Here is a 16,761-nt window from a genome sequence, read left to right as displayed (position 1 = left end):
CGCGACACACGCCCCGTGCGACGTGACGCACGTCCCATGCGACGTGACGCACGTCCCATTCCCGGGCGGTTCCCGTTTGTGAACGGCATGACCGTGCAGAAGGTCCTCTGGAGTTTTCCCGGAGAGAGGACGTACGGCCATGCCGGCCACAGACCGCGACGACCCCGCCGCCGATCCCGAGGCCCAGAGGCGCCATCCGCACCTGTTCAGGGCCGTCACCCGGCGTCGGCAGCCCCGGCTGCGGCGGACCGACATCACGGTGACCGACGAGGCGGCGGTCAAGAGAGCCGTGAAGGCGGCCTCGCTCGGCAATGCCATGGAGTGGTTCGACTTCGGCATCTACGCCTACCTCGCCGTCACCCTCGGCCACGTCTTCTTCCCCTCCGGAAACGACACGGTCCAGCTGCTGTCGTCGTTCGCGACGTTCGCGGTCGCCTTCCTGGTCCGTCCGCTCGGCGGCATGGTGTTCGGCCCGATGGGTGACAGGCTGGGCCGAAAGAAGGTCCTCGCGCTGACCATGATCCTCATGGCGGTCGGCACCTTCGCGATCGGCCTGATCCCGTCGTACGCCTCGATCGGCTTCTGGGCACCCCTGCTCCTGATCCTCTTCCGGATGCTCCAGGGCTTCTCCACCGGTGGCGAGTACGGCGGCGCCTCGACCTTCATCGCCGAGTACGCGCCCGACCGCCGCCGGGGCTACTTCGGCAGCTTCCTGGAATTCGGCACCCTCGCGGGATACGTCGCCGCGGCGGGCCTCGTGACGGCACTCACCACCTGGCTCGGCTCCGACACGATGGAGGCGTGGGGCTGGCGCGTGCCGTTCCTCGTGGCCGGCCCGCTGGGCCTGGTCGGCCTCTACCTGCGGCTGCGGCTCGACGAGACGCCCGCCTTCCAGAAGCTGGAGAGCGAGTCGGCGCGGGCCTCGGAGGCGGCGGACGCGGTGGAGACCTCCGCCAAGGGCGACCTGGCGAAGATCTTCCGGCAGCAGTGGCCGACGCTGATCCTGTGCATCGCGCTGGTCGGCGCGTACAACATCACCGACTACATGCTGCTGTCGTACATGCCGACGTACCTCTCCGACGAGCTCGGCTACAGCGAGACCCACGGGCTGCTGATCCTGCTCGGCGTGATGGTCCTCCTCATGCTGATCATCACTCAGGTCGGCCGGCTGAACGACCACTTCGGGCGCAAGCCGGTACTGATGGCGGGCATGCTGGGCTTCCTCTTCCTGTCGCTGCCCGCGTTCCTGCTGATCGGGCAGGGCGGCGTGGCGGCGATCACGGCGGGCATGCTGATGCTCGGCCTGTCGCTGGTCTGCATGCTCGGCACGATGTCGGCGGCGCTCCCGGCGCTCTTCCCGACGGACGTCCGCTACGGCTCCCTCTCGGTCGGCTACAACCTGTCGGCGTCCCTGTTCGGCGGTACGACCCCGCTGGTGATCACGGCCCTGATCGGCGCGACCGGCAGCAACCTGATGCCGGCGTACTACGCGATGGGCGCGGCGCTCGTCGGAGTGATCGCGGTGGCCTGCATGAAGGAGACGGCCCAGCAGCCCCTGGAGGGCTCCCCGCCGTCGGTGGAGACCCCGGAGGAAGCGGCGGAACTGGTCATGTCCCAGACTCCGGACCCGAAGTTCTGACCCACACCCCCGAACGGCCCGCACCGGCCATCCCGGCGCGGGCCGTTCTCGTGCCCTTCGTACGCGATATGACGTGGCCGTCCGATATTCGGGTCGTTGGTCCGTACGAGATCCGCACAGGGGAAGGGACGCGATGGGGGGGGCACCGGACCGCCACCAACCTGAGGCTGCTGTGCCCCGACTGCCATGCGACCACCACGACGTGGTGCCGGGGTGGCGCCCGGTACGATGACACGCAGCGAGCGGCGGTGGCGCAATGGCGACGCAGCAGACTTAGGATCTGTGGCCCTTGATCGGGCTTGAGGGTTCGAATCCCTTCCGCCGCACAGAAACGGCCTGCGAATCGAAGGATCGATTCGCAGGCCGTTCGCATACGGGCCCTCAGCCCAGCAGCTCCCTCACCACCGGCACCAGCGCCCGGAACGCCTTGCCGCGGTGGCTGATCGCGTTCTTCTCCGCCGGGGTCAGTTCCGCGCAGGTGATCTCGTGGCCCTCCGGCTGGAGGATCGGGTCGTAGCCGAAGCCGTTCGTGCCCGTCGGGGTGTGGCGGAGCGTGCCCGGCATGTGGCCTTCGACGACTCGTTCCGTGCCGTCCGGGAGGGCCAGGGCCGCCGCGCAGGCGAAGTGGGCGCCCCGGTGTTCGTCGGCGATGTCGGAGAGTTGGGCCAGGAGGAGGTCCAGGTTCGCGCGGTCGTTGCCGTGGGTGCCGGACCAGCGGGCGGAGAAGATGCCGGGGGCGCCGTTCAGGACGTCGACGCAGAGGCCGGAGTCGTCGGCGACGGCGGGCAGGCCGGTGGCCTGCGCGAGGGCGTGGGCCTTGAGGAGGGCGTTCTCGGCGAAGGTGACGCCGGTTTCCTTGACGTCGGGGATCTCCGGGTACGCGTCCGCGCCGACGAGTTCCAGGTCGAGACCTGCGTCGGCGAGGATCGCGTGGAGTTCGGTGATCTTTCCCGAGTTGCGGGTGGCGAGGATCAGACGGGTCATGCCGTCGATTATCCCGGGGTGCAGACCTTGCCGATCTCGGTGGCCCCGTCGGTGATGGGGGTGATGTCCGGGGTGGTGTCGCCGTTCTTGACGGCGGTGCGGACGGTGTCGACCCCCTTGGTGAGGTCGTCGACGGCCTTGGCGAGGTCGGCGTTGTCGGTGGTGTCCTTGAGGTTGCCGAGCTCGGTGGAGATCGAGTTGAGGGACTCCTCGATCTGTGTGGCGTCGTTGGAGGCGTTGGAGACGGCGTCCTGGAGCTTGGTGACCGAGGTGGCTATCGCGTCGGCGGTCTTGACGCAGTCCATGGCCTTGTCGAGGGCTCCACAGCCGCTCAGGACGGTGGTGAGTGCGGCGGCCGTGGCCACGGCGAGTGCGAGACGGCGCTTCAAGGCGGGTCCTCCCCCTGTGCATGACATTGGTGCGGGCGCACGGATCGTATCCGTGCGCCCGTTGCCCGTCATGACGCGGTGAGGGGTCAGAGAGTTCCTTCGAGGGCCTTGCGCTGGATCTCGGCGAGTTCGGCGCAGCCGCCGGACGCGAGGTCGAGGAGGGCGTTGAGCTCCTTGCGGTCGAAGGGCTCGGCCTCGGCGGTGCCCTGGACCTCGACGAAGCGTCCGTCGCCGGTGCAGACGACGTTCATGTCGGTGTCGGCGCGGACGTCCTCCTCGTAGCAGAGGTCGAGGAGGGGGATGCCGTCGACGATGCCGACGGAGACGGCGGCGACGGTGCCGGTGAGGGGCTTGCGGCCGGCCTTGACGAGCTTCTTGCCCTGGGCCCAGGCGACGGCGTCGGCGAGGGCGACGTAGGCGCCGGTGATGGCGGCGGTGCGGGTGCCGCCGTCGGCCTGGAGGACGTCGCAGTCGAGGACGATGGTGTTCTCGCCGAGCGCCTTGTAGTCGATGACGGCGCGCAGGGAGCGGCCGATGAGGCGGGAGATCTCGTGGGTGCGGCCGCCGATCTTGCCGCGGACGGATTCGCGGTCGCCGCGGGTGTTGGTGGCGCGGGGAAGCATGGAGTACTCGCCGGTGACCCAGCCTTCGCCGCTGCCCTTGCGCCAGCGCGGGACGCCTTCGGTGACGGAGGCGGTGCAGAAGACCTTGGTGTCGCCGAAGGAGACGAGGACGGAGCCCTCGGCGTGCTTGCTCCATCCGCGGTCGATGGTGACGGGGCGGAGCTGTTCGGGGGTACGGCCGTCGATACGAGACATGGGACGAGCCTAGCGGGACACGGGGAGGGGGTTCCTCCGTTGTGTCCGTCCATGACGAAGGGCCCGTTCCCCTGCCGGAACGGGCCCTGCGCCGACGTGATTCGGCCGACGTGTGTCAGTCGCTCACATCATGTCTTCGATGTCGGCGGCGATCGGGTCGGCGTCGGTGCCGATGACGACCTGGATCGCGGTGCCCATCTTCACGACGCCGTGGGCGCCGGCGGCCTTGAGGGCGGCCTCGTCGACGAGGGCGGGGTCCACGACCTCGGTGCGCAGGCGGGTGATGCAGCCTTCGACCTCTTCGATGTTCCCGATGCCGCCGAGTCCGGCGACGATCTTCTCAGCCTTGGTGGCCATGTGTTTCTCCCTGTCCGTTCCGTTCGCGCGAACGCGAATCTCGGCGCACCTGTGGTCCGCTTTGTCACGGTAACCCACGGTTGGCCCAACTTCGCGAGCGAGTGCCGCCGTTCTGCCGAATGATGACGATCACCGGCGGCCTGTCCTCAGTGGGCTCCGGGGAGCCTATCGCAACTGGTCTACACCAGTGTGCAACGAGACGCGGACCCGGGTCGTTCCCGGGCAGGGAGGACGCCGATGAGTACCGAAAGCGCCGCGGCGCGGCCGAAGAAGTCCGTGTGGGGCGGACTCTTCCAGGGGCTGCAGAAGATGGGGCGCAGCCTCCAGCTCCCCATCGCCGTCCTGCCGGCCGCGGGCATCATCAACCGGCTCGGGCAGCCGGACGTCTTCGGCGCGGACGGTCTCGGCTGGGACAACGTCGCGAAGGTGATGGCGGGCGCGGGCGGCGCCCTCCTCGACGGAAGCCTCGGTCTGCCGCTGCTGTTCTGCATCGGTGTCGCGATCGGCATGGCGAAGAAGTCGGACGGCTCCACCGCGCTCGCGGCCGTCGTGGGCTTCCTCGTCTACTACACGGTGCTGCGTCAGTTCCCGAAGGACTGCCCGACGGGTACGACCGACATCGGTGGCGGCTGCCTCGGTACCGACGACTCCTTCGCCGGCTACACGTACCAGAACCCCGGTGTCTTCGGCGGCATCGTGATGGGTCTGCTCACCGCGTACCTGTGGCAGCGCTACCACCGGACGAAGCTGGTCGACTGGCTCGGCTTCTTCAACGGCCGCCGTCTCGTCCCGATCATCATGACGTTCGTGGCGATCGCCTTCGCCGCGGTCTGTCTGTGGATCTGGCCGCCGATCGGTGACGCCCTGGAGAGCTTCAGCGACTGGCTGGTCGGGCTCGACGAATGGGGTGCGGGCATCTTCGGCGTGGCGAACCGGGCGCTGCTCGTCATCGGCCTGCACCAGTTCCTGAACGTGCCCATCTGGTTCCAGTTCGGCACGTACACGAAGCCGGACGGCACGGTGGTCCACGGTGACATCCCCATGTTCCTGGCGGGCGACCCGAACGCCGGTCAGTTCCTGACGGGCTTCTTCCCGATCATGATGTTCGCGCTGCCCGCGGCGGCGCTGGCGATCACCCACTGCGCGAAGCCGCACCGCCGCAAGGAGATCGGCGGTCTGATGCTGTCGGTGGCGCTGACCTCGTTCGTCACCGGCATCACGGAGCCGCTGGAGTACTCGTTCCTCTTCATCGCGCCGCTGCTGTACGCGGTCCACGCGGTGCTGACGGGTGTCTCGATGGCGTTGACGTGGGCGCTCGGAGTGAAGGACGGCTTCAGCTTCTCGGCGGGGCTGATCGACTACGTGATCAACTGGAACCTGGCCACGAAGCCCTGGCTGATCATTCCGATCGGTCTCGGGTTCGCCGTCGTGTACTACGTGATCTTCCGGTTCGCGATCACCAAGTTCGACCTCCAGACCCCCGGCCGCGAGCCGGACGAGGTGGGGGACGAGATGGAGCGCGAGAACGTCAAGTGAGGCGGCTCGACAACGTCAGGTAGTGCCGCGCTCACTCGCCGGAGCCTGACCGTTTCAGGGCTTTTGCCCCTCCCGTAAGACCCGCGAAAGGCCCCTGGACCTGACGGTCCGGGGGCCTTATGTCGTGCATTTCCAGCTATGGCTGAGCACACAAAATTCGAAGGTTCCTTATCTAAGTCACACGTGCTACAACTGGTCTACACCACTCATTGGTGTAGACCACGCGGTCCAGACCACCGCGTTCCATGAGACGTCGCCTCCCCCCCGTGTTCACAGTCCCTGGCGGCGCCTTGCCTTTCTGGAGGAAGTTGATGAGTACGGCCACCGCCCAGGCCGCCGCTCCCGCGAAGAAGCGCGGATCCGGCCTGTTCCAGGGCCTGCAGAAGGTCGGTCGCAGCCTGCAGCTGCCGATCGCCGTTCTGCCGGCCGCGGGTATCTTGCTCCGTCTCGGCCAGCCCGACGTCTTCGGCGCCGACGGTCTCGGCTGGGACAAGGTCGCCTCTGTCTTCGCCACCGCCGGCGGCGCGGTCTTCGACAATCTGCCCCTGCTCTTCTGCATCGGTGTCGCCATCGGCTTCGCCAAGAAGGCGGACGGCTCCACCGCCCTGGCCGCGCTCGTCGGCTTCCTGGTCTACAGCAATGTGCTGAAGGCCTTCCCCGTCGCCGAGGCCGTCGTCAACACGACCGCCAACAAGGGCGTCGACGTCGCCGCGAAGTTCAACAACCCGGGTGTCCTCGGCGGCATCCTGATGGGTCTCATCGCGGCCGTCCTGTGGCAGAAGTTCCACCGGACCAAGCTCGTCGACTGGCTCGGCTTCTTCAACGGCCGCCGTCTCGTCCCGATCATCATGGCCTTCGTCGGCACCATCGTCGGTGTCGTGTTCGGTCTGGTCTGGGAGCCCATCGGTGAGGGCATCTCCAACTTCGGCGAGTGGATGACCGGCCTCGGTGCCGGTGGCGCCGGCCTCTTCGGTCTCATCAACCGCGCGCTGATCCCCGTCGGCATGCACCAGTTCGTGAACACCGTCTCCTGGTTCCAGATCGGTGACTTCACCAACGCCGCGGGCGAGGTCGTCCACGGTGACCTCAACCGCTTCTTCGCCGGTGACCCGAGCGCCGGAATCTTCATGTCGGGCTTCTTCCCCATCATGATGTTCGGCCTCCCGGCCGCCGCGATCGCCATCGCCCACGCCGCTCGCCCCGAGCGCCGCAAGGCCGTGATGGGCATGATGGTCTCGCTCGCGCTGACCTCCTTCGTCACCGGTATCACGGAGCCGATCGAGTTCACCTTCATGTTCATCGCGCCGGTCCTGTACGCGATCCACGCCGTCCTGACGGCCGTGTCCATGGCCGTCACCTGGGCCTTCGGTGTCCACGCGGGCTTCACCTTCTCGGCCGGCGGTATCGACTACCTGCTGAACTGGAACCTCGCGACCAAGCCGTGGCTGATCATCCCGATCGGTCTCGTCTTCGCGGCGATCTACTACGTGGTCTTCCGCTTCGCGATCACCAAGTTCAACCTCCCGACGCCGGGCCGCGAGTCCGACGAGGAGCTCGAGGACCTCACCAAGGCGTGAGTCCCCTCCCGTACGAAGGGAAGGCCCCGGAACCGTCCAGGTTCCGGGGCCTTCCCCGTACGTGCGAAAGAACGTCAGACCTCGTAGACCGCGCCCGGTCTCGCCAGCTCCGACGGGCCCGTGTACACCTGGCGCGCGTCCGCCAGGTTCTGCTCGCCGTCGGTCCACGGCGGGATGTGGGTGAGGACGAGCCGGCCCACCGAGGAGCGCGTCGCCTCCGCACCCGCCTCCCGGCCGTTGAGGTGGAGGGCCGGGATGTCCTCCTTGCCATGGGTGAAGGAGGCCTCGCAGAGGAAGAGGTCCGTGCCCTCGGCGAGCTTGTGCAGCGACTCGCAGACCCCGGTGTCCCCGGAGTAGGTGAGCGAGCGGCCGCCGTGCTCGACACGGATGCCGTACGCCTCGACCGGGTGGCAGACCTTCTCCGTACGGACGGAGAACGGTCCGATCTCGAAGGCCTCCGACTTCAGCGTGCGGAAGTCGAAGACCTCGCTCATCGAGGTGGGGGACGGGGTGTCCGCGTACGCCGTGGTCAGCCGCTGCTCGGCACCCTCCGGCGCGTAGACGGGGATCGCGTCGCAGCGCCCGCCCTCGTGCCGGTAGTAGCGGGCGACGAAGTACCCGCACATGTCGATGCAGTGGTCCGCGTGCAGATGGCTGAGGAAGATCGCGTCGAGGTCGTACAGACCGATGTGTCGCTGCAGCTCACCCAGGGCGCCGTTGCCCATGTCGAGGAGCAGCCGGAAGCCGTCGGCCTCGACGAGGTAGCTCGAACAGGCCGAATCCGCGGACGGGAACGACCCGGAGCAGCCGACGACGGTGAGCTTCATGGAGCGGGAACCTCCGTGGACGGATACGGAAAGCGCGCTGAGGAAGGGGGAGGCTGTGCGGTCTGTCGAGCGTAAGGCGCACGAGGGCCTGTCGCTCCTTCGCGGTGGCCCGTTGTGGGCGAACTCACGGGCTCTGTCACCGGTTCGGATGGATGGCGGGCCGTTGCGGCGGAGTGAGGCGCGCGCCGGTACCGTCTTGAGGTATGGACACGTCGTGGTGGCCCGCGCTGGTCGCGGTCCTGGTGATCGGACTGGTCGTGGCGCTCGCCGACGGACGGCGGCGCTCGTCGCGCCGGCCGACGGGCCGGCGGCCCTCGGGGCGGACCCGGGCGCCGGAGCGGACCCGGCCGCCGGGCCGGCCGGCCGGGCCCCGGAAGGCTCCGTCGCGACTGCCGAAGGCGACGGAGATCTGGTGGGCGGACGTGCCCTTCGAGGACGGGCCGGGTTCGAAGGACCGGCCGTGTCTGGTGCTCGCGCTGCACGGGGACACCGCGCTGGTCGCCAAGATCACCAGCAAGTACCACGACGAGCGGCCGGGCGTGATCGCGCTGCCGCCGGGTGCGGTGGGTGACGCGCAGGGCCGGCCGAGCTTCCTGGAGACGGACGAGCTGCGGGAGGTGCCGGTGTCGGATTTCCGGCGGAAAGTGGGGATGGCGGACCCGGTCCTCTGGGACCAGGTCCGCCATCTGGCGCGCTAGCCGGCCGCGGGGCCGGGTGGTGCGGGTTCAGTCACCGGGCCGGGTGGTGCGGGTTCAGTCACCGGGGGCGCGGCTCGGCTCGCCGTTCCGGTGTGCCCGCCCGTCCCGTCCTGCGGAAGGGTGGCCGGCACCCGGGCCCCCGCGCTCCTACGCCCAGAGCTGTCCCTGGACCGAGGCGATCGCCTCTTCCGTCGTCGCCGCCGTGTAGAGGCCGGTCGACAGGTACTTCCAGCCGCCGTCGGCGACGACGAAGGCGATGTCCGCGCTCTCGCCCGCCTTCACCGCCTTGTTGCCGACGCCGATGGCCGCGTGCAGTGCCGCGCCCGTGGAGACGCCCGCGAAGATGCCCTCCTGCTGGAGGAGTTCGCGGGTGCGGGTGACGGCGTCCGCGGAGCCGACGGAGAAGCGGGTGGTGAGGACGGAGGCGTCGTACAGCTCCGGTACGAAGCCCTCGTCGAGGTTCCGCAGGCCGTAGACGAGGTCGTCGTAGCGGGGCTCGGCGGCGACGATCTTGACGTCGGGCTTCTGCTCGCGCAGGTAGCGGCCGACGCCCATCAGGGTGCCCGTCGTGCCGAGGCCGGCGACGAAGTGGGTGATGGACGGCAGGTCGGCGAGGATCTCGGGGCCGGTGGTGGCGTAGTGCGCACCGGCGTTGTGGGGGTTGCCGTACTGGTACAGCATCACCCAGGACGGGTTCTCGGCGGCGAGCTCCTTGGCGACGCGTACCGCCGTGTTCGATCCGCCCGCCGCGGGGGACGAGATGATCTCCGCGCCCCACATGGCGAGCAGCTGGCGACGCTCCTCGCTGGTGTTCTCGGGCATGACGCAGACGATGCGGTAGCCCTTGAGCTTGGCGGCCATGGCGAGGGAGATGCCGGTGTTGCCGCTGGTCGGCTCCAGGATGGTGCAGCCGGGGGTGAGGCGGCCGTCCTTCTCCGCCTGCTCGACCATGTGGAGCGCGGGGCGGTCCTTGACCGAGCCGGTCGGGTTGCGGTCCTCCAGCTTCGCCCAGATGCGGACGTCGTCCGAGGGCGAGAGCCGGGGGAGGCGGACGAGCGGCGTGTTGCCGACCGCCGCCAGCGAGGAGTCGTAGCGCATGTGGATCAGACCATGCCACCGGCGACGGCCGGCAGGATCGTGACGCTGTCGCCGTCGGTGAGCTTGGTGTCGATGCCGTCGAGGAAGCGGACGTCCTCGTCGTTGAGGTAGACGTTGACGAAGCGGCGGAGCTTGCCGCCGTCGACGATGCGGGCCTCGATCCCGTTGTGGCGGGTCTCCAGGTCGGTGAAGAGCTCGGCGAGGGTGGCGCCGCTGCCCTCGACGGCCTTCTCGCCGTCGGTGTAGGTGCGGAGGATGGTCGGGATGCGGACCTCGATGGCCATGGCGTGGGCTCCTGTCGGAAGTGGCGTGGTGGGCGCGCTGCTGGGGCCCCCGCGCGGAGGGGGGTCGTACGAAAGTGCGCTCGGCCGGTCGCTCAGAGCGCAGCGCGGATCGGACAGATCGCGCTGGCGAGGCGGCACAGGTCGACGTGCAGGCGCGCAACGAGCAGGGGCGTGCCCGGAGTCTCTTCGCTCACGTCGTGGGAAACCATGGGCTCATCGTATCGATTCCCGGTCCGGGTTCCGGAATGTGATCTCACATGGTGGATACTTCCTGCCCGACTGCCGGACGGTGCTGGTAGAGGACGGTCGGGCTGCCCGTCCTCGGATGCGGGATGACCTCGGCATCCACACCGTAGACGGCTTCCAGGAGGGCCGGGGTGAGGACCTCGGTGGGGGTGCCGCCGGTGACGACCCGGCCGCGCTCCAGGACGTAGATCCGGTCGCAGTACGCCCCCGCCAGGTTGAGGTCGTGGAGGGCGAGCAGGTTGGTGGTGCCCAGTGTGCGGACGAGGGCGAGGACGTCCAGCTGGTGGCGGATGTCCAGGTGGTTGGTGGGCTCGTCGAGGACGAGGAGGGCCGGGTCCTGGACGAGGGCTCGGGCGACGAGGGCGCGCTGGCGTTCGCCGCCGGAGAGGGTGGGGTACGGGCGGTCGGCGAGGTCCCCGAGGCCGACGCGGGCGAGGGCGGCATCGGCGCGCTCCCGGTCGGCGCCGGTGTCCCCCTCCCAGAACCGTTTGTGCGGGGAGCGGCCGAGGGCGACGAGTTCGCGGACGGTGAGCTCGAACTCGGTGGCGCTGTCCTGGGGGACAGTGGCGACGCGGCGGGCGCGGGCCTTGGGTCCGAGGGCGTGGAGGTCGTCGCCGTCGAGGAGGGCCTGGCCGGCGGTGGGGACGAGGGTGCCGTAGACACAGCGCAGGAGGGTGGTCTTGCCGCTGCCGTTGGGGCCGATGAGGCCGACGGTCTCGCCGGGGCGGACGGTGAGGTCGACGGCGCGGAGCCGTTCCTCGTACGAGAGGCCGTGCAGGCGCAGTTCGGTCACAGGGCCGCTCCTTCCGGGCCCGGGCGGCGGCGCATCAGCCAGAGGAAGAACGGGCCGCCGGTGAGCGCGGTGAGGACGCCGACGGGGATGTCCTGGGGCGCGGCGACGGTCCGGGCGGCGAGGTCGGCGAGGACCAGGGCGAGTGCTCCGCCGAGGGCGGCGACCGGGAGGAGCCGGCGGTGCGGGGCGCCGACGGCGAGCCGGGCGGCGTGCGGGGCCATCAGTCCGACGAAGCCGACGGCTCCGCTCGCGGAGACCATGACGGCGGTGACGAGGGAGGCGAGGACGAAGACGGCGGCGCGGAAGCGGGCGGTGTCGAGGCCGAGGACGGTGGCCTCCTCCTCGCCGACGAGGAGCAGGTCGAGCGGGCGGGCGAGGGTGAGGAGGACGCCGACGCCGAGGGCGAGGACGGCGGCGGGCAGGGCGAGGGTGTCCCAGCGGGCGCTGCCGAGGCCGCCGAGGGACCAGTACATGGCCTCCTGGAACTGCTCGGGGCGTCCGGCGACGACCAGGATCAGGGTGGCGAGGGCGGACAGGATGTAGGAGACGGCGACTCCGGCGAGGACGAGCCGGGTGCCGGTCATGGTGCCGCCGCGGCGGGCGAGCCCGTAGACGAGGACGAGGGCGAGCAGGGCGCCCGCGAAGGCGCCGGCGGGCAGGGCGACGGTGGTGGTCACGCCTCCCACGAGGCCCGCTCCGCCGCCCACGACCAGGACGAGGACGGCTCCGGCGGAGGCGCCGGAGGAGATCCCGAGGAGGAAGGGGTCGGCGAGCCGGTTGCGGACGAGGGCCTGGAGGACGGCGCCGACGACGGCGAGTCCGGCGCCGACGACCGCGCCGAGCAGGACCCTGGGCAGCCGTACGTCGAGGACGATCGTGCGGTACGGGGAGGGCCCGGACCGCCCGGTGAGGGCGTCGAGCACCTGGCCGGGCGGGATGCGGACGGAGCCGAGGGCGAGCGAGGCGGTCGCGGCGGCGGCGAGGGCGACGAGGAGTCCGGCGACGACGAGGGCGTACCGGACGGGGCGCGCGGGGGCCGGGGCCCGGACGGGTGTCCGGGCCGGGCGGAGTGCGGTTGTCATCGCGCCGGGGCTATCGGGCGGGGTGGAGCTGGGCGGCCAGCTTGTCGACGGCGGCGGGGACGCGGACGCCGAGGACGGTGTCGGAGAGCGGCATGACGGCGAACCGGCGGTTCTTGATCGCGGGGACGTCCTTCAGCGCCGGGTCGTCGAGGAGCCGCTTCTTCTTCTGTTCGACGGTGGTGGAGCCGTAGTCGTAGATGACGACGACCTCGGGCCTGCGGGCGACGACCTGTTCCCAGGTGGCGTCGCCGAAGGCCTTGTCGAGGTCGGCGAAGACGTTCCGGCCGCCGGCGCGGGTGATGAGCTCGTTGCCGATGCCCTTCCCGCCGGCGGTGAAGGCGGTCTTGTCGCCGCTGTCGTAGACGAGGACGGAGACCGGCTCGACTCCCTTGAGGCGCTTCTCGGTGGCGGCGACGGTGGTCTTCGCCTCCTTGATCCAGGTCTCGGCCCGGTCGGGGACGCCGAAGGTCCGGCCGGTCTCGCGGACTTCGCGGTAGAGGTCGTCGACGGAGGGCGCGCCGGAGGGGCAGTACTCGGTGTTGAGGCGGGTGTCGATGCCCGCGCGCTTCAGGTCGTCGCGGCTCCGGCCGTCCTTGGCGGTGAAGGCGGAGGAGTAACCGCCGTACACGAAGTCGGGGTTCGCGGCGAGCAGGGCCTCCTTGGAGGGGTACTCCTTCGCGAGCACGGGGACGCTGTCGTACGCCTTCTTGTACGCGGGGAGGATCGCGTCGTCGAGGTAGGCGGTGCCGACGAGCGACTTCTCCAGGCCGAGGGCGAGCATGACCTCGGTGACGTGCTGGTTCATGGTGACCGCGCGCTGCGGCGGGGCCTGGTACGTCGTCTTCACACCGCAGTTGGTGACGGTGTACGGGAATCCCGGTGCGGTTTTCGCGGCGGGGGTCCCGGGGGCGGCCGAGCAGGCGGCGAGCAGCGGGAGCAGGACGGCGGCGGGCAGCAGGGCGCGGCGGGGCCGGGTCATGGCGGAGTGCCTCCTCCGGGGATTTCCACGTCCCCGATCGGTGGTGAGAGGCGGCAGGTCAGTTCCTGGCTCCCAGCCCCCGGGGGGGGGCTGGTCACAGTGGCGGGACCGTGCCGGATTCACACCGGCTTCCTGGCTCCTGCCGCCCGTTGGTCCCGGTCAGTCTCTCAGGCGTCGTACGCCTCGACGACCTTGACGTCCTCTTCGGTGACGACGCCGTCGACGATGCCGAAGGAGCGGAACTGGAAGGGGCCGGCGCCGTCGCTGTCGGCGGTGGAGACGAGGACGTAGTGGGCCTGGGGCTCGTTCGCGTACGAGATGTCCGTGCGGGACGGGTAGGCCTCGGTCGCGGTGTGCGAGTGGTAGACGATGACGGGCTCCTCGTCCCGGTCGTCCATCTCGCGGTAGAGCTTGAGCAGGTCCGCGGAGTCGAACTCGTAGAAGGTGGGCGAGCGGGCGGCGTTGAGCATCGGGATGAACCGCTCGGGGCGCCCGGTGCCGACCGGGCCCGCGACCACGCCGCAGGCCTCGTCGGGGTGGTCCGCGCGGGAGTGTTCCACGATCTGGTCGTACAGGGCCCGGGTGATGGTCAGCATGCCGACAGGATAAGCGGACGGGCCGTCCCGTACCGAGGAGTGGTACGGGACGGCCCGAATGCCGAGACGATCGGTCAGGGCCGCTTGGGGACGACCTGCGGCGACCGCTCGCGGGGACCTGTCAGGACCGCTTGGCGAAGGCGGCGCCCTCGGGGTTGCGGGCCTTGAGGACCAGGTAGGAGACGCCGAGGATCAGACCCCACACCGGGGCGGCGTACAGCGAGACCCGCGCACCCTCGTCGATGCCCATCATCACGATGACCATGATGATGAAGGCGAGTGCGAACCAGCTGGTGTACGGGGCTCCCGGGGCCTTGAAGGCGGACTCGGGGAGCTCGCCGCGGTTCGCCTTGGCCCGGTAGCGGATCTGGCAGACCAGGATCATGATCCAGGCCCACATGCCGGAGATGGTGGCGAAGGAGACGACGTACTCGAAGGCCTTGCCGGGGGCGACGTAGTTGATCCAGACGCCGACGAGCATCAGCGAGGCGGAGAAGGTCAGGCCGAGCAGCGGGGTGCCGCTCTTGGTGAGCTTGGTGAAGACCTTCGGGCCCTGGCCGTTGAGCGCGAGGTCGCGCAGCATGCGGCCGGTGGAGTACATGCCCGAGTTGCAGGAGGAAAGGGCCGCGGTCAGCACCACGAAGTTGACGATGGCGGCGCCGACGCCGAGGCCCATCTTCTCGAAGGCCGCGACGAACGGGGAGACGCCCGGCTGGAACTCGGTCCACGGGACGACCGACAGGATCATGATCAGCGCGCCGACGTAGAAGACGGCGATGCGCCACGGCACGGTGTTGATGGCCTTGGGCAGGACCGTCTTGGGGTCCTTGGACTCGCCGGCGGTGACGCCGACCAGCTCGACGGCGAGGAAGGCGAACATGACGATCTGCAGGGTCATCAGCGTGTTGCCGATGCCGGTGGGGAAGAAGCCGCCCTGGTCCCACAGGTGGGTCACGGAGGCGGTGTCGCCGGCGTCGGAGAAGCCCATGGTGAGGATTCCGGCGCAGATCAGGATCATGCCGATGATGGCGGTGACCTTGACCATGGAGAACCAGAACTCCAGCTCACCGAAGAGCTTCACGGAGATCAGGTTGGCGCCGTAGAGGACGAACGTGAAGACCAGTGCGGAGATCCACTGCGGGATGTCCCACCAGTACGTCATGTAGGTGGCCGCCGCGGTGACCTCGGTGATGCCGGTGACGACCCAGAAGAGCCAGTACGTCCATCCGGTCACGAAGCCCCAGAACGGGCCGACGAACTCCCGTGCGTACTCCGCGAAGGAGCCGGACACGGGGCGGTACATGAGGAGCTCGCCCAGGGCGCGCATGATGAAGAAGATGACCAGGCCCGCGATGGCGTACGCGAGGATCAGGCTGGGTCCCGCCTTGGCGATGGCCTTGCCGGCGCCGAGGAAGAGGCCGGTGCCGATGGCACCGCCGATCGCGATCATCTGGATCTGCCGGGCGCCGAGGCCACGCTGGTAGCCCTCGCCGCCGTCCACGGCCCCGTCGGTGCCGTCGTGCTGCTTGTCGACCTGCACAGAGGTCATGGTGATGCGCCTTTCTCCATGCTGATCCGCGCGACTGCGAGTGCGTCTGCCGCGGATCAGATCCTGATCCCCCCGGATGTGGATGGAGTGCTACCGGCGGTCAGCCGGCCAAAGCGCCCTCGGGAACAGGGGTGGCGTCCCCGAGCGGTCGTGAAGATTTATCACGGGGCGGGGCGCGATCGAGGGAGTTCCATGTGGCGCAGGCCACAGAAATCGCCGGGAAAAAGGGATGCAAGACGGCAAAGCGGACGCTCTGATAACGCATTCGTTATCCGGATTTGAGCGTCCGCTGAGCGAACACCCCATGACGGAGGGGTGCCCCTGGGAGGGTCCTACGACATCAGGGTCTCGACGAGGGACTCCTGGAGCGCCCCGAGCCAGAGGTACGCCATCACCATCGGCTTGCGGGGGTCGGAGTCCGGCAGCCGGTACAGCTGCTCGCCCTCCTCGTCCGTGACCTCCAGACGGGTCCCGATGGTCAGCCGCAGGTCGTTGAGGGCGCCGAGCCAGGCCCGGGACTCGTCCGCGGTCAGCTTCAGGACCGCGCCGCCCTCGCCCGCCGCGTCGACGGAGAGCCCGTCCAGGGCGCGCACCACGACGAGGGCGTCCTCGCGCTTGCGGGCCCGCAGGTCGTTCTCGGTGTAGCGGCGGAAGTCGGAGGCGGCCGCGCGCAGCTCCTCGCTGTCGTCCCCGTACGCGTCGGGGAAGAGACGCTTGAGCGCGGGGTCGGACGGCGGCTTGCTCGGGCCCTCGTCGAAGAGCGCGGCCAGCGGGTCCGCGTCCGCGGCGGGCTCTTCGCCCGGCCCGATCAGCTCCAGGAGCTGGACGGCGAGGGAGCGGAGGATGGAGATCTCGACGTCGTCGAGGGCGACGGCGGCACCGCCGCCGGGCAGGGTCTCGAAGCGGCCGGCCATCAGCCGCGGTCCTGCGTGAGGGTCGCCCAGAGGCCGTAGCCGTGCATGGCCTGCACGTCGCGTTCCATCTCCTCGCGGGTGCCGCTGGAGACCACCGCGCGGCCCTTGTGGTGCACGTCGAGCATCAGCTTGTGCGCCTTGTCCTTGGAGTAGCCGAAGTACGCCTGGAAGACGTAGGTCACGTAGCTCATCAGGTTGACCGGATCGTTGTGCACGAGGGTCACCCAGGGCACGTCCGGTTCGACGACCGCGGAGACCTCCTCGGCCGATTCCGTACGTTCGATCTCAATAGGCGCGACGCTCACTCACCCCATGCTGCCACCCCGGGGGGCCCGTCGCACAAACGGGTAGGGCCTCCCGCACACGTACGGCCTAGAAATCGTCAGAGTGACGAT

At 69.5% G+C, this 16,761-nt stretch carries 19 protein-coding genes, 1 tRNA gene and 1 riboswitch; of the genes, 5 read left to right on the top strand and 15 right to left on the bottom strand.

Features of this window, described 5'->3' with window-relative positions; translation table 11 throughout:
* Positions 1-139 precede the first annotated feature (139 nt).
* Together proP and ACH4MY_RS29680 are read left to right on the top strand one after the other, a co-directional pair.
* A complete protein-coding gene (gene proP / locus ACH4MY_RS29685; RefSeq protein WP_398006801.1) occupies positions 140-1,639 on the top strand; it encodes a glycine betaine/L-proline transporter ProP in 1,500 nt (499 codons plus the stop codon).
* A 242-nt stretch (positions 1,640-1,881) separates the two neighbouring features.
* Positions 1,882-1,965: transfer RNA gene (locus ACH4MY_RS29680), tRNA-Leu, on the top strand.
* Positions 1,966-2,020: 55 nt separating this feature from the next.
* Here ACH4MY_RS29680 and rdgB read toward each other — a convergent pair.
* The 4 genes from rdgB to ACH4MY_RS29660 form a co-directional block, all read right to left on the bottom strand.
* Complete coding sequence (gene rdgB, locus ACH4MY_RS29675) at positions 2,021-2,623, bottom strand: RdgB/HAM1 family non-canonical purine NTP pyrophosphatase (RefSeq protein WP_398006800.1); 603 nt, start codon at positions 2,621-2,623, stop codon at positions 2,021-2,023.
* An 8-nt stretch (positions 2,624-2,631) separates the two neighbouring features.
* On the bottom strand, positions 2,632-3,039 hold the full coding sequence (locus tag ACH4MY_RS29670) for a hypothetical protein (RefSeq protein ID WP_398006799.1): 408 nt from the start codon (positions 3,037-3,039) through the stop codon (positions 2,632-2,634).
* A gap of 59 nt (positions 3,040-3,098) precedes the next feature.
* On the bottom strand, positions 3,099-3,830 hold the full coding sequence (gene rph / locus ACH4MY_RS29665) for a ribonuclease PH (RefSeq protein ID WP_398006798.1): 732 nt from the start codon (positions 3,828-3,830) through the stop codon (positions 3,099-3,101).
* Between the two features lie 123 nt (positions 3,831-3,953).
* Positions 3,954-4,226 carry a glucose PTS transporter subunit EIIB gene (locus ACH4MY_RS29660; RefSeq protein ID WP_398006889.1) on the bottom strand — a complete coding sequence of 91 codons (273 nt, stop codon included), beginning with the start codon at positions 4,224-4,226 and terminating at the stop codon, positions 3,954-3,956.
* Between the two features lie 198 nt (positions 4,227-4,424).
* Between ACH4MY_RS29660 and ACH4MY_RS29655 the strand changes: the two genes are divergently transcribed.
* Positions 4,425-5,723 (top strand): PTS transporter subunit EIIC, encoded by a 1,299-nt coding sequence (locus tag ACH4MY_RS29655; protein ID WP_398006797.1) that lies wholly within the window; start codon positions 4,425-4,427, stop codon positions 5,721-5,723.
* Between the two features lie 311 nt (positions 5,724-6,034).
* On the top strand, positions 6,035-7,300 hold the full coding sequence (locus tag ACH4MY_RS29650; protein ID WP_398006796.1) for a PTS transporter subunit EIIC: 1,266 nt from the start codon (positions 6,035-6,037) through the stop codon (positions 7,298-7,300).
* 74 nt (positions 7,301-7,374) lie between these two features.
* Here the strand turns inward: ACH4MY_RS29650 and ACH4MY_RS29645 are convergent, their stop codons facing one another.
* Positions 7,375-8,127: an MBL fold metallo-hydrolase gene (locus ACH4MY_RS29645; RefSeq protein WP_398006795.1), complete on the bottom strand. Its 753-nt coding sequence runs from the start codon at positions 8,125-8,127 to the stop codon at positions 7,375-7,377.
* A 203-nt stretch (positions 8,128-8,330) separates the two neighbouring features.
* Between ACH4MY_RS29645 and ACH4MY_RS29640 the strand changes: the two genes are divergently transcribed.
* On the top strand, positions 8,331-8,825 hold the full coding sequence (locus ACH4MY_RS29640) for a type II toxin-antitoxin system PemK/MazF family toxin (RefSeq protein ID WP_398006794.1): 495 nt from the start codon (positions 8,331-8,333) through the stop codon (positions 8,823-8,825).
* Between the two features lie 147 nt (positions 8,826-8,972).
* Here ACH4MY_RS29640 and ACH4MY_RS29635 read toward each other — a convergent pair whose 3' ends face one another.
* From ACH4MY_RS29635 to clpS, 10 genes are all read right to left on the bottom strand, one after another.
* A complete protein-coding gene (locus tag ACH4MY_RS29635) occupies positions 8,973-9,923 on the bottom strand; it encodes a PLP-dependent cysteine synthase family protein (protein ID WP_398006793.1) in 951 nt (316 codons plus the stop codon).
* A gap of 5 nt (positions 9,924-9,928) precedes the next feature.
* A complete protein-coding gene (locus ACH4MY_RS29630; protein ID WP_398006792.1) occupies positions 9,929-10,207 on the bottom strand; it encodes a MoaD/ThiS family protein in 279 nt (92 codons plus the stop codon).
* 92 nt (positions 10,208-10,299) lie between these two features.
* Positions 10,300-10,416, bottom strand: coding sequence for a putative leader peptide (locus ACH4MY_RS29625; RefSeq protein WP_327162274.1), 117 nt, complete (start codon positions 10,414-10,416; stop codon positions 10,300-10,302).
* Positions 10,417-10,460: 44 nt separating this feature from the next.
* The gene (locus ACH4MY_RS29620; RefSeq protein ID WP_398006791.1) at positions 10,461-11,246 is read right to left on the bottom strand and encodes an ABC transporter ATP-binding protein; all 786 of its coding nucleotides are present in this window, start codon (positions 11,244-11,246) and stop codon (positions 10,461-10,463) included.
* Positions 11,243-12,328: a FecCD family ABC transporter permease gene (locus tag ACH4MY_RS29615; protein WP_398006790.1), complete on the bottom strand. Its 1,086-nt coding sequence runs from the start codon at positions 12,326-12,328 to the stop codon at positions 11,243-11,245. The genes ACH4MY_RS29620 and ACH4MY_RS29615 overlap by 4 nt, the downstream gene beginning before the upstream one ends.
* A 10-nt stretch (positions 12,329-12,338) precedes the next feature.
* Positions 12,339-13,307 (bottom strand): ABC transporter substrate-binding protein, encoded by a 969-nt coding sequence (locus ACH4MY_RS29610; RefSeq protein WP_398006789.1) that lies wholly within the window; start codon positions 13,305-13,307, stop codon positions 12,339-12,341.
* A gap of 59 nt (positions 13,308-13,366) precedes the next feature.
* Positions 13,367-13,442, bottom strand: a riboswitch (cobalamin riboswitch).
* A gap of 32 nt (positions 13,443-13,474) precedes the next feature.
* Positions 13,475-13,903: a Mov34/MPN/PAD-1 family protein gene (locus tag ACH4MY_RS29605; protein ID WP_398006788.1), complete on the bottom strand. Its 429-nt coding sequence runs from the start codon at positions 13,901-13,903 to the stop codon at positions 13,475-13,477.
* Positions 13,904-14,024: 121 nt separating this feature from the next.
* Positions 14,025-15,452 (bottom strand): amino acid permease, encoded by a 1,428-nt coding sequence (locus tag ACH4MY_RS29600; RefSeq protein WP_398006787.1) that lies wholly within the window; start codon positions 15,450-15,452, stop codon positions 14,025-14,027.
* A gap of 332 nt (positions 15,453-15,784) precedes the next feature.
* Positions 15,785-16,366 (bottom strand): DUF2017 domain-containing protein, encoded by a 582-nt coding sequence (locus ACH4MY_RS29595; protein ID WP_398006786.1) that lies wholly within the window; start codon positions 16,364-16,366, stop codon positions 15,785-15,787.
* Positions 16,366-16,671, bottom strand: coding sequence for an ATP-dependent Clp protease adapter ClpS (gene clpS, locus ACH4MY_RS29590; protein WP_030222252.1), 306 nt, complete (start codon positions 16,669-16,671; stop codon positions 16,366-16,368). The genes ACH4MY_RS29595 and clpS overlap by 1 nt, the downstream gene beginning before the upstream one ends.
* Between the last annotated feature and the right edge of the window lie 90 nt (positions 16,672-16,761).

The organism is Streptomyces sp. NPDC017246 (genome assembly GCF_044331325.1).
Lineage (GTDB): Bacteria > Actinomycetota > Actinomycetes > Streptomycetales > Streptomycetaceae > Streptomyces.
This window is presented reverse-complemented; position numbering and strand designations above follow the sequence as displayed.

Bases quoted from the DNA above. Each gene is read 5' to 3' on its own strand.
- proP (WP_398006801.1), top strand. From the start codon at position 140: ATGCCGGCCACAGACCGCGACGACCCCGCCGCCGATCCCGAGGCCCAG.
- rdgB (WP_398006800.1), bottom strand. From the start codon at position 2,623: ATGACCCGTCTGATCCTCGCCACCCGCAACTCGGGAAAGATCACCGAA.
- ACH4MY_RS29670 (WP_398006799.1), bottom strand. From the start codon at position 3,039: ATGTCATGCACAGGGGGAGGACCCGCCTTGAAGCGCCGTCTCGCACTC.
- rph (WP_398006798.1), bottom strand. From the start codon at position 3,830: ATGTCTCGTATCGACGGCCGTACCCCCGAACAGCTCCGCCCCGTCACC.
- ACH4MY_RS29655 (WP_398006797.1), top strand. From the start codon at position 4,425: ATGAGTACCGAAAGCGCCGCGGCGCGGCCGAAGAAGTCCGTGTGGGGC.
- ACH4MY_RS29650 (WP_398006796.1), top strand. From the start codon at position 6,035: ATGAGTACGGCCACCGCCCAGGCCGCCGCTCCCGCGAAGAAGCGCGGA.
- ACH4MY_RS29645 (WP_398006795.1), bottom strand. From the start codon at position 8,127: ATGAAGCTCACCGTCGTCGGCTGCTCCGGGTCGTTCCCGTCCGCGGAT.
- ACH4MY_RS29640 (WP_398006794.1), top strand. From the start codon at position 8,331: ATGGACACGTCGTGGTGGCCCGCGCTGGTCGCGGTCCTGGTGATCGGA.
- ACH4MY_RS29635 (WP_398006793.1), bottom strand. From the start codon at position 9,923: ATGCGCTACGACTCCTCGCTGGCGGCGGTCGGCAACACGCCGCTCGTC.
- ACH4MY_RS29630 (WP_398006792.1), bottom strand. From the start codon at position 10,207: ATGGCCATCGAGGTCCGCATCCCGACCATCCTCCGCACCTACACCGAC.
- ACH4MY_RS29625 (WP_327162274.1), bottom strand. From the start codon at position 10,416: ATGGTTTCCCACGACGTGAGCGAAGAGACTCCGGGCACGCCCCTGCTC.
- ACH4MY_RS29615 (WP_398006790.1), bottom strand. From the start codon at position 12,328: ATGACAACCGCACTCCGCCCGGCCCGGACACCCGTCCGGGCCCCGGCC.
- ACH4MY_RS29610 (WP_398006789.1), bottom strand. From the start codon at position 13,307: ATGACCCGGCCCCGCCGCGCCCTGCTGCCCGCCGCCGTCCTGCTCCCG.
- ACH4MY_RS29605 (WP_398006788.1), bottom strand. From the start codon at position 13,903: ATGCTGACCATCACCCGGGCCCTGTACGACCAGATCGTGGAACACTCC.
- ACH4MY_RS29600 (WP_398006787.1), bottom strand. From the start codon at position 15,452: ATGACCTCTGTGCAGGTCGACAAGCAGCACGACGGCACCGACGGGGCC.
- ACH4MY_RS29595 (WP_398006786.1), bottom strand. From the start codon at position 16,366: ATGGCCGGCCGCTTCGAGACCCTGCCCGGCGGCGGTGCCGCCGTCGCC.